16 protein-coding genes are annotated in these 14,249 nt (G+C 59.7%); 11 read left to right on the plus strand and 5 right to left on the minus strand.

Annotated features, from left to right (window positions below; all coding sequences use genetic code 11):
• Positions 1 to 2: 2 nt before the first annotated feature.
• The 10 genes from ACILSL_RS08505 to ACILSL_RS08550 all read left to right on the plus strand — a co-directional run bounded on the left by ACILSL_RS08505 (position 3) and on the right by ACILSL_RS08550 (position 7,147).
• Positions 3 to 1,256, plus strand: coding sequence for a type II secretion system F family protein (locus ACILSL_RS08505; protein ID WP_395731578.1), 1,254 nt, complete (start codon positions 3 to 5; stop codon positions 1,254 to 1,256).
• Between the two features lie 24 nt (positions 1,257 to 1,280).
• Positions 1,281 to 1,718, plus strand: coding sequence for a type II secretion system major pseudopilin GspG (gspG, locus tag ACILSL_RS08510; protein ID WP_395731579.1), 438 nt, complete (start codon positions 1,281 to 1,283; stop codon positions 1,716 to 1,718).
• A gap of 26 nt (positions 1,719 to 1,744) precedes the next feature.
• Positions 1,745 to 2,245 carry a Tfp pilus assembly protein FimT/FimU gene (locus tag ACILSL_RS08515; protein ID WP_395731580.1) on the plus strand — a complete coding sequence of 167 codons (501 nt, stop codon included), beginning with the start codon at positions 1,745 to 1,747 and terminating at the stop codon, positions 2,243 to 2,245.
• Positions 2,242 to 2,655 carry a type II secretion system protein J gene (locus tag ACILSL_RS08520; protein ID WP_395731581.1) on the plus strand — a complete coding sequence of 138 codons (414 nt, stop codon included), beginning with the start codon at positions 2,242 to 2,244 and terminating at the stop codon, positions 2,653 to 2,655. The genes ACILSL_RS08515 and ACILSL_RS08520 overlap by 4 nt, the downstream gene beginning before the upstream one ends.
• A complete protein-coding gene (locus ACILSL_RS08525) occupies positions 2,627 to 3,295 on the plus strand; it encodes a type II secretion system protein (protein WP_395731582.1) in 669 nt (222 codons plus the stop codon). The genes ACILSL_RS08520 and ACILSL_RS08525 overlap by 29 nt, the downstream gene beginning before the upstream one ends.
• 92 nt (positions 3,296 to 3,387) lie before the next feature.
• A complete protein-coding gene (locus tag ACILSL_RS08530; protein ID WP_395731583.1) occupies positions 3,388 to 4,215 on the plus strand; it encodes a general secretion pathway protein GspK in 828 nt (275 codons plus the stop codon).
• On the plus strand, positions 4,199 to 5,416 hold the full coding sequence (locus tag ACILSL_RS08535; protein ID WP_395731584.1) for a hypothetical protein: 1,218 nt from the start codon (positions 4,199 to 4,201) through the stop codon (positions 5,414 to 5,416). Before ACILSL_RS08530 ends, ACILSL_RS08535 begins: the two co-directional genes overlap by 17 nt.
• On the plus strand, positions 5,413 to 5,994 hold the full coding sequence (locus tag ACILSL_RS08540) for a hypothetical protein (RefSeq protein ID WP_395731585.1): 582 nt from the start codon (positions 5,413 to 5,415) through the stop codon (positions 5,992 to 5,994). The genes ACILSL_RS08535 and ACILSL_RS08540 overlap by 4 nt, the downstream gene beginning before the upstream one ends.
• Before the next feature lie 2 nt (positions 5,995 to 5,996).
• Positions 5,997 to 6,638 carry a hypothetical protein gene (locus ACILSL_RS08545; RefSeq protein WP_395731586.1) on the plus strand — a complete coding sequence of 214 codons (642 nt, stop codon included), beginning with the start codon at positions 5,997 to 5,999 and terminating at the stop codon, positions 6,636 to 6,638.
• 47 nt (positions 6,639 to 6,685) lie between these two features.
• Complete coding sequence (locus ACILSL_RS08550; protein WP_395731587.1) at positions 6,686 to 7,147, plus strand: DUF5069 domain-containing protein; 462 nt, start codon at positions 6,686 to 6,688, stop codon at positions 7,145 to 7,147.
• 27 nt (positions 7,148 to 7,174) lie between these two features.
• Here ACILSL_RS08550 and ACILSL_RS08555 read toward each other — a convergent pair whose 3' ends face one another.
• From ACILSL_RS08555 to ACILSL_RS08575, 5 genes are all read right to left on the minus strand, one after another.
• Positions 7,175 to 9,526 (minus strand): PSD1 and planctomycete cytochrome C domain-containing protein, encoded by a 2,352-nt coding sequence (locus tag ACILSL_RS08555; protein WP_395731588.1) that lies wholly within the window; start codon positions 9,524 to 9,526, stop codon positions 7,175 to 7,177.
• Positions 9,527 to 9,674: 148 nt separating this feature from the next.
• Positions 9,675 to 9,980, minus strand: a complete 306-nt coding sequence (locus ACILSL_RS08560) for an EF-hand domain-containing protein (protein WP_395731589.1) — start codon at positions 9,978 to 9,980, stop codon at positions 9,675 to 9,677.
• Positions 9,981 to 10,205: 225 nt separating this feature from the next.
• Positions 10,206 to 10,472 carry an EF-hand domain-containing protein gene (locus ACILSL_RS08565; protein ID WP_395731590.1) on the minus strand — a complete coding sequence of 89 codons (267 nt, stop codon included), beginning with the start codon at positions 10,470 to 10,472 and terminating at the stop codon, positions 10,206 to 10,208.
• 146 nt (positions 10,473 to 10,618) lie between these two features.
• Positions 10,619 to 12,082 (minus strand): PhoH family protein, encoded by a 1,464-nt coding sequence (locus ACILSL_RS08570; protein WP_395731591.1) that lies wholly within the window; start codon positions 12,080 to 12,082, stop codon positions 10,619 to 10,621.
• A 341-nt stretch (positions 12,083 to 12,423) separates the two neighbouring features.
• Complete coding sequence (locus ACILSL_RS08575) at positions 12,424 to 12,867, minus strand: pyridoxamine 5'-phosphate oxidase family protein (protein WP_395731592.1); 444 nt, start codon at positions 12,865 to 12,867, stop codon at positions 12,424 to 12,426.
• 101 nt (positions 12,868 to 12,968) lie between these two features.
• Between ACILSL_RS08575 and ACILSL_RS08580 the strand changes: the two genes are divergently transcribed.
• Complete coding sequence (locus ACILSL_RS08580; protein ID WP_395731593.1) at positions 12,969 to 14,231, plus strand: AI-2E family transporter; 1,263 nt, start codon at positions 12,969 to 12,971, stop codon at positions 14,229 to 14,231.
• Positions 14,232 to 14,249: the final 18 nt, after the last annotated feature.

Here is a 14,249-nt window from a genome sequence, read left to right on the forward strand (position 1 = left end):
CCATGCCCACCTTCGTTTACAGCGCTCACGGTCCTTCCGGTGTCATCACCGGGGAGCTGTCTGCGTCGGATCGCAGCGAAGCGTTTGCACTGCTGGGAAAAAAGAAAATTCAGCCCATCAAGCTTGAAGCCGCAGGTGCCGCCCAGACATCCGCTAGCACTGCTGCTAAGGCTAAACAAAGTGCCGCAGCCGCCGAAACGATCCCGGGTGGTCCCATCAAGCTCAAGCTGCCTCAGGTCGTGCTCTTCATCGAAGAACTCTCCGACCTCGTCGGTGCAGGCATCCAGCTTGAGCCTGCGCTCGCCACCATGGAGCGTCGCCGTGAACTCTCCGGCATCAAAACACTCGCCACGGTGCTGCGCAGCAAAGTGCGCGATGGCATGGCCTTCTCCAAAGCCATCGCAGCTACGAGCCCTAGCTTTGGCAAACTTTTCTGCGCATTGGTTTCGGCAGGTGAAGCCAGCGGTTCGCTGAGCACCATCTTAAAGCGTCAGGCCCAGTACATGCGCTCCTTGCAGGCGCTGAAGTCCAAGGTGCTCTCCGCTCTGCTTTATCCGGCATTTCTAATCGTCGCCGCTGTTGCCGTCACACTGCTGTTCGTCGTCTATCTCATCCCGAAACTCACGGAGATGCTCGATTCGACTGGCGGCTCGCTGCCCTTTGCAGCGCAGATCATCCTGAAGATCAGCGACACCTTTAAGGCCACTTGGTGGATGGTCATCCTTGGCGGCATCGCCACCTACATCATGGGCAAGGCATGGGTCTCGCGCCCCGAGTCGGCCATTCCGTGGGCGCATTTCAAGCTCCGTCTCCCGCTCTTCGGCGGCATCTTTCGCGCACGCTTCTACGTCCAGTTCCTGGAAACGATGGCCAATCTGCTCGGCAACGGCCTCACCATGGTGCAGGCCATGCAGCTCACCCATCAGGCCATCGACAATCCATATTTGCAGCAGGGCTTCGAAAGCGTCATGCGCAATGTGGGCGAAGGCGTCGCACTTTCCCGCGCGCTGGACCGCAGTGCGCAGTTCCCACCGTTGCTCATCGACATGGTGAATGTGGGCGAGCAAACCGGCGACATGCCTGCCGCGCTCGAACGCGCCGCCGAGCGTTTTGACCGTGAGCTCAGCAAGAAGATCGACACGCTCGCTGCGCTCATCCAGCCCCTCATCGTCTGCCTCATGGCCGGCATGGTCGGCCTCATGGCCTACCTCATGATGACCACCATTTTCCAGACCATTTCCAGCATCAACAAATAGCCGCTTCGTTCCCATCCACACCCAATGAAACATACGCAAACCCAACCACGCCACCCGACGTCCGGCTTCACCCTCGTCGAGATGATCCTCGTGCTCGCCATCGTTGCGCTCCTTGTGGGCGCGGCCATCGTCAATTTCGGCGGTGTGCTTGAAGGCGGCAAAAAAACCACTGCAAAGGGCAACATCAGCAGCATCACCTCGGCGCTGCGTGCCTATGAAGTGGACAACATGTTCCTGCCCACCACGGAACAAGGCCTCTCCTCTCTGGTTGAAAAACCCACCAGCCGCCCCGCTCCGCAAAGCTGGAGCCCCAAGCTCAAGAAACTCCCCATCGATCCTTGGGGCAACGCCTACCACTACCGCCGTCCCGGCGTGAAGGACAAGACCGGCTTCGATGTCTATTCAGCCGGGCCGGATGGCGTCGCTGACAACGCGGATGACATTGGCAGCTGGGATCAATAACGACGAGCGAAGCGAATCAAACGAGAATGACGAATTGCCAGTCCATCACCAAGACCTTGCAAACCACGCTGAATTCTCAGCGTGGTGTTCGTCATTCCCGCGCAGCAGGCTTCACCCTGCTGGAGATCATCGTCGCCATGTCGATCACGCTTTTGATCATTGGCATTGCCACCGTCAGCATTTCCGGCGTGCGCGCTGAAGACAAGCTGCGGCGTGCGGCGGCCATGATCGAAACCACCGCCCGGCAAAACATGCTGCAGGCGCTCAACAGCCAGCAGATCGTACGCATGGAGCTTTCCGCCGGTGCCTTTGGCACGAGCGATGAGTTCAGCGGCATGCTGCAGGTGCGCCGCTATGGCGAAGCAGCCTTCCGCAAACCGAAACGCGGCGAAGCCTGGGAGTTCAGCCCCAGCGGCATCTGCGAGCCCATCGAGGTGCGCATCAGCGGCCCGGCAGGGCTGATCGAGATCGGCTTCGATCCGCTCACCGCGTGTGCGAAACGCAAATCCATTCAGGTCAAAGGATGAAACACACCCGTCCATCCTCATCTGTTCATGGTTTCGCTTTGTTCGAAATCATTCTCGCTCTCGCCTTGTTCTCGCTCGTCGCTGTCAGCATGACGCGCGCGATTGAGGAGATCGCCAAGGCATCCACCTCCGCGCGCCAGGAGGCGCAGGTGCTGCGCGTGCTGGAGTCGGTCCTCGCGGAGGTGGCGCATCAGCCCGAGTTCAAAGCCGCCAGCATTTCGTTCAATCCCACCGCCGATCACATCGACGCCAGCGCCACGATCGAGAAGGTTGAACTCATCAACAAAGACAAGGTCAAACTCGACCACATGTTTCGCATCCGCGCCGAAGCATGGATCAATGACGGGCGCACGCGGCGCATGAAACGCAGCATGGAAACCTATGTGTATTCGCCCCACAGTCCGATCTAAGGCCGCGTTCACGCTGCTCGAAGTCATCATGGCCATGGCGCTCATCGGCTTCATCCTGAGCGCCGTTTATGGCGTGGCCAACGGTGCCATGCAGCTGGGCAAATCCATGAGCACCGCCCGCGTGGCCGAGACGCGCATCAGCAACTTCGTCACTCAATGGCGTGACTATCTGGAAACGATGGACCCCGGCATTCAGCTCTCAGCGGGCCTCGAAAAGGCGGCGCGTGGTGCTTCGGGCAATCTGTTCATTGCTGGAGGTCACATGCCTTTCGCTTGGGAACGTCATTTGAAGCTCGCGGATGCCGTTGAGTTTGGCGTTGTGCGCAACCGGGAGACCAAAGACCTGAGCCTCGTGGTGCGTCACTTCAAGATCAATCCCAAGGCCCGCACGCCGGGTGAATACAACCTCATTGCCGAACTGCCCATCCTCGAAGGGCTCAAGCAGATGCAGTGGCAGTTTTATGAGCCGGAGGAAAAGAAGTGGTTCACCAGCTGGGATCCCAAGAAGCGCCCGCAGCCACCGCTTTTCATGAAGCTCAAGTTTGCCTTCACCGCCGACCCGCGTGAGCACGAGTACACGTTTTGGATCGCCAACGACCTCGCCCAGGTCAGCGTGCCGCAGGCACCTCCGCCACAATGACGAATGAAATTCCAGTAACGCAAGGGCTGCGGAGCCGGTCGGCAAGACCCGGCGGCTTCGTCATTCCTTCGTCGTTCTTTCGGGATGCGTCCTTGCAGCGTGGCTCCGCGCTCATTGTCGTGTTTTGGATGATCGCGGTCCTCGGCATGGTGGTGTTTGCAGGTGCGAAGGCATTGCAGGCGGATTCCCAATACACGCGCATGATGCGCGGCCGCATTTTTGCCAAACGTTACGCTGAGATGGGCATCGAGGTGGCGCGCCATCCCGTCATGCGCGAGGACGATCCTCTTCTGCACTTCAACGCCAACGATGGCGGTGGCTACAACGTCAAGCTCGTGGCCGAGGAGGCGCGGCTGAACGCCAATCATCTCATCCAGACGGGTGACAAGGTGCTGCTGCGCCGGCTGTTCACGAGCTGGGGCTTCAAGGAGCAGTTTGTCTCCGCCTTGTGCGATGCGCTGAAGGACTGGGTGGATGCCGACGGCAATGTCAGCCTCAATGGCGCCGAAAAACGTGACTACGTCAACATCGAGCGGCCCGACTGGCGCGAGTGGTTCACGGTTTTTGGTGATGGCCGCGTGGATGTGAACGACGCACGTCCCGAGCTCATCGCTCTGCTGGCCGATCTGCCATTGGAGCGCGTGCAGCCGCTGCTGAAGCTGCGTGCAGGTCGCGATGGCGCGCTGCATACGCAGGATGATGTGCGGCTCAGCAGCGTGCCGCAGGTGGCGCAGTTGCTGGGCGTCTATCAGCCGCAGATTCTTGCGCAGCTCACCCAATGGATTCAGTTCGCCGGTCCCATCCGCCGCATCGAAAGCGTCGGTTCGCTCGGCCCCTTGCAACGCAAACTCATCCTCATCACGCAGGACGGCAAGGCCGTCTGGCGTGGTGAAATACCCGCCCATGGCAAAAACACGTAAACCACCCTGCGAGCTGCTGCTCCCTGGCGCACAAGTCTGGCAAAGCTGGATGGGTGCGGAGGGCGCCGCCTGCCTGCTGTCTGCCGAGCAAAACGCTGAAGGTGCCCGGTTTGGCAAAGACGCCCAGCGTCGGGTGCTCGCACTTCCGGCCGTGCATTTCTGGGCGCTGCCCGCCTGGCTCAAAGGGCAGCCCGAGCACCTGCGCAGCATGGCGCTGCTGCATCTCGAACGCATGGGCATCAAGGCCGAGGATGAAGAATCCACTGTGCAGGTGCGCAACATGCAGGGAAAGGAAGGCGCGTATCTCACCCGCATCCTCGCGCTCAAGGATCTGCCGACACCGCTCGCCGACACCGCACGGCTGCCCGATGAAGTGACGCTTCACGCGCTGTGCTACCCGATGGTGCAAAACAGCCTCACGATTTTCCGTGAGCTGGGGCGTCTTGTTGTCGCCATCACCAGCGGGGCACAGTTGATCTATTGCACCCCGCTGTCCGCGAACAAACTGGATGCCCATGCACTTGCTGAGCTCAACAACATCTGTCTGCAGCTCGGTTTTCAGGGCGTGCTTGGCAGGCTCGAAAGCATTGTGCTGTGGATTGACGAGGGGGACATCACGCAGATCCAGCGTGTCACCGGCCTGGCCGCCTACCGCTGCGACATGCCGGTGCCGACGATGCCTGAGCGTGGCTCCAGCCTGATCATGCCGCAGGATGTCACGGCCGAGCGTCAAAGCCAGATGCGCCGCGCAAAGACACGCTTCATGGCGCTGGCGGCTGGAACAGTGATCGCCGCGGCCATTGCTCTCGTCGCCACGCTCACCTCACTGGCCGTGCAGGAGCGCAACCTGCTGCGTGAAAAAGTTGCCGTTCTCGCGCCGCGTGCCTCGCGTGTCATGGACCACAAAAAAGCGTGGCAGGAGGTCGCACCAGCCGTGGATCCCACCACCTGGCCGCAGCAAATTCTGCTGCACCTTATGGAGCCGGAATCATCCAAGGAGGTTTCCATCACGCATTGGGAATGGACACCGGAGCGCATGAGTCTGCGTGGGCGCATGCCCAACGCAACCCTGGCATTCGAGTACACCCAGGCTCTCAAATCGATCGAAGCACTCGCTCCTTTCGCATTGAATGGCCCGCCGCCGGTCTTCGCCAGCGACAGCAGCGCCAGCTTTGAACTGAAGGGAGGAGCAGGCGAATGAAGAAGAGCGAGAAAGTTCTGCTCGGCGTCTTCGCCTTCCTGTTCCTCGCCATCATCGGCGGTGGCGGGTTCATGTACGCCTTCAACAACTACACGTCCATTCGCGAGGAGAACGACACCCTGCGCGATCGTCTCGCCGATATGAATCTCGCCATCTCACAGGGCGCGGATTGGGCGGACAAGTACGGCTGGCTTGAGGAGCATTGCCCGAACTTCACTAGCCGGCAGGAGGCTTCGGCCAAGCTGCTGGAAGTCATCACTGCCGAAGCGGAAAAAAAGGGCATCAGCATCGGCGGTAAGGAATTCATCGAAGCCGCACGCGTCCTCGGGCCTGACGGTCTGCCATTGGAGGAAAACCTCGGCTACTTTGACAAGGCCACTGTGAAGATCACCCTCGCGGGTATTCAGGAGCAGGCCTTCTTTGGCTGGCTCCACGCACTGCAGCAGCCGCAGAGCTTCCTCGGCATCACCCGCATGCAGATCAATCCCAGCGGCACCAACAAGACCATCAATGCAGAGGTCGAGTTCACGCAGTTCTACCGTGAGAAATCGGCCCCCAAGGTCAGCAAAGCAAACTAGCCATGAAACTTTTCACGCTATCATTCTCTCTGCTGGGACTGGCGATGTTTGCCACTCACGCATCTGCCCAGGAGCCACAGAAAAAAGACGCCACCCCTGTGCCGTTTCCAAAACTGGCGCATTTCACCCCCTTGTGGGAGCGCTCCATCTTCACCACGAAGGATTTGCCCTCACCCGATGCTCCGACGGGGCCGAACTTCGCCGACAACCTCAGCCTCTCCGGCATCTATGAGATTGATGGCGGTGTCGTCGCCGTGCTGGTGGACCGCACCACCTCTCAGGTCATGGAGGCGCGCATCGGTTCGGAAAATGAAATGGGCATCAAGATCCGCGCGGTTAAACCGGGCGAGAGCGTGGACAAGACCCGCATTCAATTGCAGAAGGGAGATCAGGCCGGCTGGATCAGTTTTGCCGATCTCTCCGCCGCACCACCCGTCGAGGTCAGGAGTGCCATTCCCACGCAGCAGTCTGCAGCGCCTAATCAAGTCCGGGGCCTGCCCCAGCGTCAAAACATGAATACCACGCCTGTGCAGACGGGCCTGCCGCCCAATCCGATTCTTCCCCCACCACCCACTCCGGTTCCCGGTGCTGCGCCCATGCCCGCTGCGCCACGGATCAATGACGTGCCGCTGCCACCGCCCTGAGGGTTCACAGCTTGCCAAACAGGAGCATGATGGACAATAGTGACCTCATGCCCCACGTCCCAGGTCTCCGCAGTTGCTACGCCAAGGTCGGCCGTCTCATCTATTTCGGCCGCATGCTCGACAAGATCCGTCTGCATGCCGCGGCTAAACTCCCCGCCGATTACACGGCTCAGCTGGGTGACACGCAGTTTTATACTCTCGATGGTCGCTGCTGCCGTTTCCTCGGCGTCCCTTATTCAGCACTCCAGACACGCGTCCTCGAAGGCGGCACGGATGAGGAAATCCTGAACTGGGTGCATGCCCGCGGCACGGCCCGCACCGATGAGGAATGCCACATGTGGAACCGTTTCATTGCCAAACTCGGCTGGCGTGACGAGCGCTCCGCCGTGCTTCCCCAGCGCATTCAGGACAGCGGGCTCAGCGGCAAGCCCATCGAGACTCTCATTGACCACATCGAGTACGATGAAGGCCGCGATCCCGTGGGCGAGCGCGCTTGGGAAAGCATCTGAGGAATGGCCGGGTGACCGCCTCTGTTTCTACTCCCGCGTGATGGTCTCATCCAGATTCAGCATCACCCGGGCAACCGCCTGCCAGGCTTGAGGCTCAGTGGCGTTCGCTTGACGTTCGGCGGCGAGCAGCCGGGTGAGGGCCTTTCGCTCGTGATCGAGCGGCGGGCGGGAGAGGCAGAGCTGGCAGGCACGATCAATGCGAGTGTCGTCCGTTTTGGCTTCCTTGATCAGGCGTGCAGCCAGAGCCTGGGCAAACTCCACATAGGCACTGTCATTGAGCAGGGTGAGGGCTTGCAGGGGCGTGTTGCTGCGAATGCGGCGGGTGCAGGTGCTGAAACCATCCGGCGCATCAAAGACGCTCAGCGCAGGCGGCGGAGTGGCACGGAAGATGAAGGTGTAAATGCCACGCCTGTAGCGGTCGCTGCCTTTGCTGAGCGGCCAGGCGCGCTTGACCTGCCCCAAGGACATGACGCCCTCAGGGATGGGCGGATAAACGGGCGCTCCGCCCATCTTGGGCGAGAGCAGACCGCTTGCGGCGAGGCAGACATCGCGCACGACCTCCGCATCCAGCCGCAGGCGGTTCTGCCGCCAGAGCAGGTCGTTGTTGGGATCAATGCGGGCTGATGAAGGCCGAATGGTGGAAGCCTGCTGATACGTCGCGCTGGTGACGATGAGCTTGTGCAGGTGCTTGAGGCTCCAGCCGTGCTCCATGAAATCCACAGCGAGCCAGTCGAGCAGTTCGGGGTGGGTGGGCAGGCGGCCCATGGTGCCAAAATCATTTTCCGTCGAGACGAGGCCGCGTCCAAAATACTGTTGCCAGACGCGGTTGACGATGACGCGTGCGGTGAGCGGGTTCTTCGGATCAATGAGCCAGCGTGCAAGGGCGAGGCGGTCCGCTTTGGCTCCCGCTGGTAGCGCAGGCAGCACGGCGAGCACGCCGGGCTGCACCTCTTCAGAAGGGCGCGTGAAATCACCTTTGATGAAGAGCGTCGTTTTGCGCGGCTGTGGCAGTTCCTTCATCACCAGGGTGGTGGTGCCGTTCTTGAAAATATTATCGAGTTCGAGGTGCCGGTCGTAGAGCGGATTGAAGACGCTGTCAGACGTGCCGGTCATGGCTTTGAAAAGAATGCGCTGATCTGCGGCGGCACGTTTGGCGGCAGGCTTGGCCAGGGACTTCAGCGCCTCGGCATCGACCAGCTTCTTGGACTGGTCACCGAGCGTCTTTTCCCATTCCTGCAGGACAGCGATTCTCGCCTTGATGTGCGCATCGATCTGCTTGAGCACCTGCGCGTGCTCGGCCTTCAGCTTGTCGAGATCCTGACCCGGATCAGGCACGGGCAGGGTGGGTTCGTCCTGGTTGTTGAGGAAGGCGAAGAGCTGATAATACTCGCGCTGGCTGATGGGATCAAACTTGTGGTCGTGACACTGCGCGCAGCCGATGGTGAGTCCCAGCCAGACCGTGCCGGTGGTGGCCACGCGATCAAAGATGCTCTCAATGCGGAACTGCTCTTTGTCGATGCCGCCTTCCTGATTGATCTGCGTGTTGCGATGGAAACCCGTGGCGATGAGCTGCTCACGCGAAGGCTTCGGCAGCATGTCGCCCGCGAGTTGTTCCAGCGTGAACTGGTCAAAGGGCTTGTCTTGGTTCAAGGCGTTGACGACATAGTCGCGATACGGCCACATGCTGCGCGGGGCGTCGATGCTGTAGCCATTGCTGTCGCCGTAGCGCGCCTGATCGAGCCACCAGCGGCCCCAGCGTTCGCCATAATGTTTGGAGGCGAGCAGCCGTGCGGCCAGATCCGCAATGGAGGATGCAGACTGTTTGAGAAAAGCAGCCACTTCAGCAGGTGTCGGCGGCAGGCCGGTGAGGTCCAGATGGAGACGGCGGATGAGTGTGGCAGGCGCCGCAGGAGGCGAGGGCTCCAGCCCTGCTTTGCTGAGACTTGAGCGAATGAAGGCATCAATGGGATGCTTGGTGTCACTCTGCGGCAGCGGTGCTTTGACCGGCGCGATGAACGCCCAGTGCCTATCATCGCTCGGAGCTTCCTCCGCGGGAGCCTGCGCGCCCTCGGCAACCCACTGCCTGATGAGCGCGATCTGCGCAGAATCCAGCGGTCCGCGTTTGTAGGGCATCTGCGGGATTTCAGCGTGAGTCCCAGAGACGACCTGCACAAGGAGATCTGGCAATGCCGTGCCATGCTTGCCGCCGGTGCGGGCAGCAGCGGCGGTGTCGAGCTTGAGCTGGGATTTCTGCGTGGTTGCGCCGTGGCATTTCACGCAGTGCTGTTGCAGCAGCGGTTTGATCTGCGTGGTGTAATCCACCGCCGCATGGCTGGAAGCGACGAAAAGCAGGAATGTGATGAAGGTGCAGCGGAGCATTCGAAAAAGGCAAAGCGGGCCGGTCAGAAGGTACGTTGCAGGGCAGGGGGCTTCTTCCGCGTTCTGGCAAACGCATCCACAAAAAAGCCGCACACGCGCGGGGCGGGTGCGGCCTTGATGACTGTGGGAAGTCAAAGAGTCAGACGGCTCAGGCGTCCTTCTTTTTCTTCGGGGTCAGTTCTTCCAGCGTGAGGGAACCGTCGCTGTTCTTGTCCATCTTGCCAAAGCGCTCGGTGGCCTTGGCTTCGTCCTTCTTGGCATTCGGAGAAGCCAGGAATTCTGCTTTGGAGACCTTGCCGTCTTTGTCGGTGTCGAGTCTCTTGAGCATTTCTGCAGGATTCATCTTGGGCTTGCCCTTGTCACCTTCTGGCTTTTTGGGGGCATCACCATCAGCAGCAAAGGTGGTCACTGCGGAGAGCGCCAGGATGGCGAGGAACGAGGTAATAGCTTTCATATGGATCTGTATTGGGTTGTTGACTTAGAGTTCAGGATGCTGGGGACCAGTCCCGTTCGCGCCGGGTTAAACTAGAAGCCGCCCATTTCGTTTCGATAAAAGATGGTTCTTTTTTATTAACCGTATCGGGGACCTCCCTGATGCAGACATAAAAACGCCGCACTCGCGCTGGGCGGGTGCGGCGTGGTGACTTGTGAGAGTCAAAAGTCAGGCGACTTGGTCGCCCTACTTCTTCTTGGGAGCAGCGGTGAACTCTTCCTTGGAAAGGGAGCCATCCTTGTCCTTGTCTTTTTTGGTGAACGTGGCTTCGGCCTTGGCCGCGTCCTTGGCTCCCTTGAGGAATTCTTCCTTGCTGAGCTTGCCGTCCTTGTCGGCGTCTTTCTTGGCGAACATTTCTTCGGGGGTCATCTTGGGCTTCTTGGGGGCGTCAGCTCCGAAGGAGGTGACTGTGGAGATGGCAAGAATGGCCAGGAATGAGGCGATAACTTTCATGTGAGTTAATTTTGAGTTGTGGATATTGAGCGCTGGTTTCTGGAATGCCCAGTCCGGCGTGTGGCGTGTTAAACGAGGCCGTGGCCATTCCATTTCAAAAAATCTCAGAGGAATTTTTTAAGTGCTATTTTCCGTAATCAATGAAGCTACAGCAACCTCGCCGCAGCTTCAGCCAGGGCGCTGCGCTCGCCTTTGACCAGCGGAACGTGGGCCGCAAATTTCTGCCCGCGCATGCGCTGGCGTGTATAAACGAGCCCATTGCTGCGGCTGTCCACGTAGGGATTGTCGATCTGCGCCGGGTCGCCGACGAGGACGAGCTTGGAGCCACGTGACATGCGGGTGACGATCGTCTTGGCCTCCAGCGGCGTGAGCTGCTGCGCTTCGTCTAGGATGAAAAAGCGATCTGGAATGCTGCGGCCACGAATGTAGCAGAGCGCCTCCACTTCAATCACGCCCTGCTGAATCAGCGGATCATAAGGCGCGGCTGGCGTAGCCATCTGCTGCTGCGGTTCGGGCATGAAGCGGTTCTTTTTGCGGGCCGGGCCCTGCTGCGTGCCTTCCATGGGTCGCATCAGGAGATCCAGAGCGTCATAGACGGGCTGCAGCCAGGGGCGCATTTTTTCCTGCAAGGAGCCGGGCAGGAAGCCAACGGTCTGACCCATGGCAACGATGGGACGGCTCACGGTAACACCGTGGTAGGTGCGGTTAAACACCTGCTGCAAGGCAGCCGCGACAGCGAGCAGGGTCTTGCCCGTGCCTGCCTGACCGTAGCAGGTGACGAGGCTGATCTCAGGGTCAAGCAGCGCATCCAGGAAGCAGGCCTGACCCAGATTCATCGGCTTGATGGCACGGCCCTGACCGACCTTGATCGACTCCGGTGTGTGGTGCAGGCGGACGAATTCACCATTCGTGCTCAGCTTCGCAGGCATCGTGGCTTTGTCTCCGGCGGTGAGCAGCGCGTAGTCGTTCACGACCATCCCCACGGTGCGGGTCTCCGGCACGGAAAGACAGCCGCTGCTCGCGAAGCGCTGCAGTTCATGCTGACTGACTTCCACACGGGCGATGTCAAAGTTTGCGACCTCACGCGGCTCCACTTTGTCATGCAGGTAATCTTCGCACTCGATGCCCACGGCTCGTGCCTTGAGCTGCATGTTCAGGTCTTTGCTGACGAGAATGACCGGTGGTGAAACCTGCTCGCTGAGCCAGAGTGTGCAGGCCAGGATGCGGTGGTCGGCTTTGTCCAGATCGTGAAAAATGCGCTCAAATCCCTGCACGCTGGCGTGCTTGCGCGCCTCGGCAGGATCATAGACTGCCACGCGGATGCTGCCGCCACCGTCAGTCGGCACTCCTGTGGTGACGGACGCGCCCTTGTTGGAGAAAATTTTCATCAGCGCCCGATGCACTTCGCGGGCATTGGAGCCGCGCTCAGTCATCTCGTTTTTGAAGCGGTCCAGTTCGCTCAAGACATCGACAGGAATGCAGATGTGATGCTCGGCAAAGCGGTGAATGCAGGCGGGGTCGTGCAGCAGGACGTTGGTGTCGAGGACGAACGTCTTGGTTGCAGTGGGGGCGTTGGCGCGGCGGCGGCGGGAGGAGGAGGCAGAATTCACAGAAACAGGACCAGGGTCAGAAGCGCGGGTGGAAATGACAGAAGAGATTACCGATGCTGGGTGGTCGTCACGGTCCATGGTAGTTTAGTGGGTGTAGTGGTTGCCTGCGTTGAAAAAGGCGGGGACAGCTTTTCGTTGGCGCGGGAGAGAGCCAAACGTACCGATCCCGAAATGTGATTATTTGAATGAATCACGGTAATTGCTGAAGAGTGTCAGAACGTGAAGTGGCTGGCAAGAACTTATTCACAAAGACGAAGTTATTCACATTCCAGGACACGTTCATTGATTCGTCATGCAACGCATACCTCAGGCCAAAAGGATGGGTAACTTTGTGGATGCCTTTAAAAAGGCACTTCAAAATATTCCAAGGCCCACTCGCGCATGTAGCGAACCTGATTGGGAATAAAGCGGTAGATGATCAGCTCAGGATTTTCGATGCTGCCCAGATAGGCGCGCAGCAAGGGGTTCGAATTCCAGATTGCTTCCAGCAGCGGGCACTCGGTGAGGATTTCAGCGGTGGCCGTGATGCGCACCTGATTATCCTGTTCATCCTTGTAGCAAAGCTCGGCCTTCGGATTCACGGCAAGCTCGTGCGTCTTGCCATAGCGGCGCAGATTGGCCACATAGACCGTGAAGCCATCTGTGCGCACTGGTGAGACAGGGCGCAGCCTCGGCTGGTCGCCATCCACGGTGGCCAGCATGGGAAACTTCGCGGCACGCATGGTGGCCTGTGCGAGTTGCGGGAGTTCGGCGGGATCAACAGGCTGGGGCTGAGGGCGTGACATGGTGGGCAACGATACGCGGTGAGATTAAGCTGTCCAATTTGAGGCTATCTTTGGAGTACCCAAACGGCGGTGAACGACTAGTTTGCACTCCATTCTCCCCTATGAAGAATCTTCCCACCGTCTTTCAGCGCAATGCGTTATGGACAGCCATCACTGCCATATCGATCACCGTCATCGGTGCGCTGGCCATCGGGCTGATCTATCTCGCGACGCAGGTCATGGCCTTTCTTCAGCCCATTCTCGTCCCCTTCGCCGTGGCAGGGGTGCTTGCCTACCTGCTGGAGCCCGGCGTGGAGTGGCTGGAGCGGCGCGGCTTAAACAGGCAGCGCTCTGTACTGCTGGCCTTTGCGGTGTTCACGCTGGCCATGGGTGGTTTGGGCTGGTGGATCGTGGTGAAGCTGGACGATCCCGCTCACCATCTGGCAGAGCGCGTGCCCGTCTATTATTCCAAGGCGCAAAAGGCGGTCATCGATTTTTCGGCAAAGTACGATCTCAAGCTGCCTGCCTTGCCGGCGTCAGTGCCAGCACCCTCATCTGGGAGTCAAGCTTCGGCCCCAGCCGCCAAGGAGCAAGTCGATGAGGCCGATGCCGACTTTCAGTCCTTTCTGCGTGGCGACTGGGTGAAGACAACTTTGCCCAAGCTGCCGGGCATTGTCTGGACCTTCCTCAGAACCAGTGTGGGGGGCTTCCTCGGTGTCTTTGGCTTTCTGCTCTCCTTCATCATCGTGCCGTTGTACCTCTACTATTTCCTGATCGAGAGCGCCAATATTCAGGAGCAGTGGTCAGACTACCTGCCACTGAGGGCCTCGGCCTTCAAAGACGAGCTGGTGAGCTGCCTGAACGAGATCAACAGCTACCTCGTGGCCTTCTTCCGCGGCCAGCTTTTTGTCAGTGTGATCAATGGCATCGCCACCGGCATAGGCCTGATGATCGTGGGGCTGGACTTTGGCCTGCTCATCGGCCTGGCGCTCTGTCTGGCAGGAATCATCCCCTATCTGGGCATTGTCCTGTGCTGGATCCCGGCGGTGATCATCGCCTCGGTGCAGGGAGGGAGTGCGTGGATTTCTGCGGACCCTTGGTGGGTCATGCCGCTGGTGGTGACAGGGGTCTTCGCCTTGGTCCAGCAGGTGGATGCCCTGTTCATCACCCCTCGCATTGTCGGTGAAGCCGTGGGACTGCACCCCATGACGGTGATCGCCTCTGTGCTCGTCTGGGGCTTGCTCCTTGGCGGTTTGCTCGGAGCCATCCTGGCGGTGCCTCTCACAGCCTCGGTCAAGGTGCTCTTCCAGCGCTACGTGTGGCGGGCGCGCATCGCACCGCAGACGATCGGCGGCTCCCGACGTGAGGGGGCGGTGGTGGCATGATCACAATCAGCAACCTGC

It is taken from the genome of Prosthecobacter sp., from assembly GCF_044222345.1.
Taxonomy (GTDB): Bacteria; Verrucomicrobiota; Verrucomicrobiia; order Verrucomicrobiales; family Verrucomicrobiaceae; genus Prosthecobacter.

Coding starts and splice junctions, on each gene's coding strand:
- ACILSL_RS08505 (WP_395731578.1), top strand. CDS start 3: ATGCCCACCTTCGTTTACAGCGCTCACGGTCCTTCCGGTGTCATCACC.
- gspG (WP_395731579.1), top strand. CDS start 1,281: ATGAAACATACGCAAACCCAACCACGCCACCCGACGTCCGGCTTCACC.
- ACILSL_RS08515 (WP_395731580.1), top strand. CDS start 1,745: ATGACGAATTGCCAGTCCATCACCAAGACCTTGCAAACCACGCTGAAT.
- ACILSL_RS08520 (WP_395731581.1), top strand. CDS start 2,242: ATGAAACACACCCGTCCATCCTCATCTGTTCATGGTTTCGCTTTGTTC.
- ACILSL_RS08525 (WP_395731582.1), top strand. CDS start 2,627: ATGTGTATTCGCCCCACAGTCCGATCTAAGGCCGCGTTCACGCTGCTC.
- ACILSL_RS08535 (WP_395731584.1), top strand. CDS start 4,199: ATGGCAAAAACACGTAAACCACCCTGCGAGCTGCTGCTCCCTGGCGCA.
- ACILSL_RS08540 (WP_395731585.1), top strand. CDS start 5,413: ATGAAGAAGAGCGAGAAAGTTCTGCTCGGCGTCTTCGCCTTCCTGTTC.
- ACILSL_RS08545 (WP_395731586.1), top strand. CDS start 5,997: ATGAAACTTTTCACGCTATCATTCTCTCTGCTGGGACTGGCGATGTTT.
- ACILSL_RS08550 (WP_395731587.1), top strand. CDS start 6,686: ATGCCCCACGTCCCAGGTCTCCGCAGTTGCTACGCCAAGGTCGGCCGT.
- ACILSL_RS08555 (WP_395731588.1), bottom strand. CDS start 9,526: ATGCTCCGCTGCACCTTCATCACATTCCTGCTTTTCGTCGCTTCCAGC.
- ACILSL_RS08560 (WP_395731589.1), bottom strand. CDS start 9,980: ATGAAAGCTATTACCTCGTTCCTCGCCATCCTGGCGCTCTCCGCAGTG.
- ACILSL_RS08565 (WP_395731590.1), bottom strand. CDS start 10,472: ATGAAAGTTATCGCCTCATTCCTGGCCATTCTTGCCATCTCCACAGTC.
- ACILSL_RS08575 (WP_395731592.1), bottom strand. CDS start 12,867: ATGTCACGCCCTCAGCCCCAGCCTGTTGATCCCGCCGAACTCCCGCAA.
- ACILSL_RS08580 (WP_395731593.1), top strand. CDS start 12,969: ATGAAGAATCTTCCCACCGTCTTTCAGCGCAATGCGTTATGGACAGCC.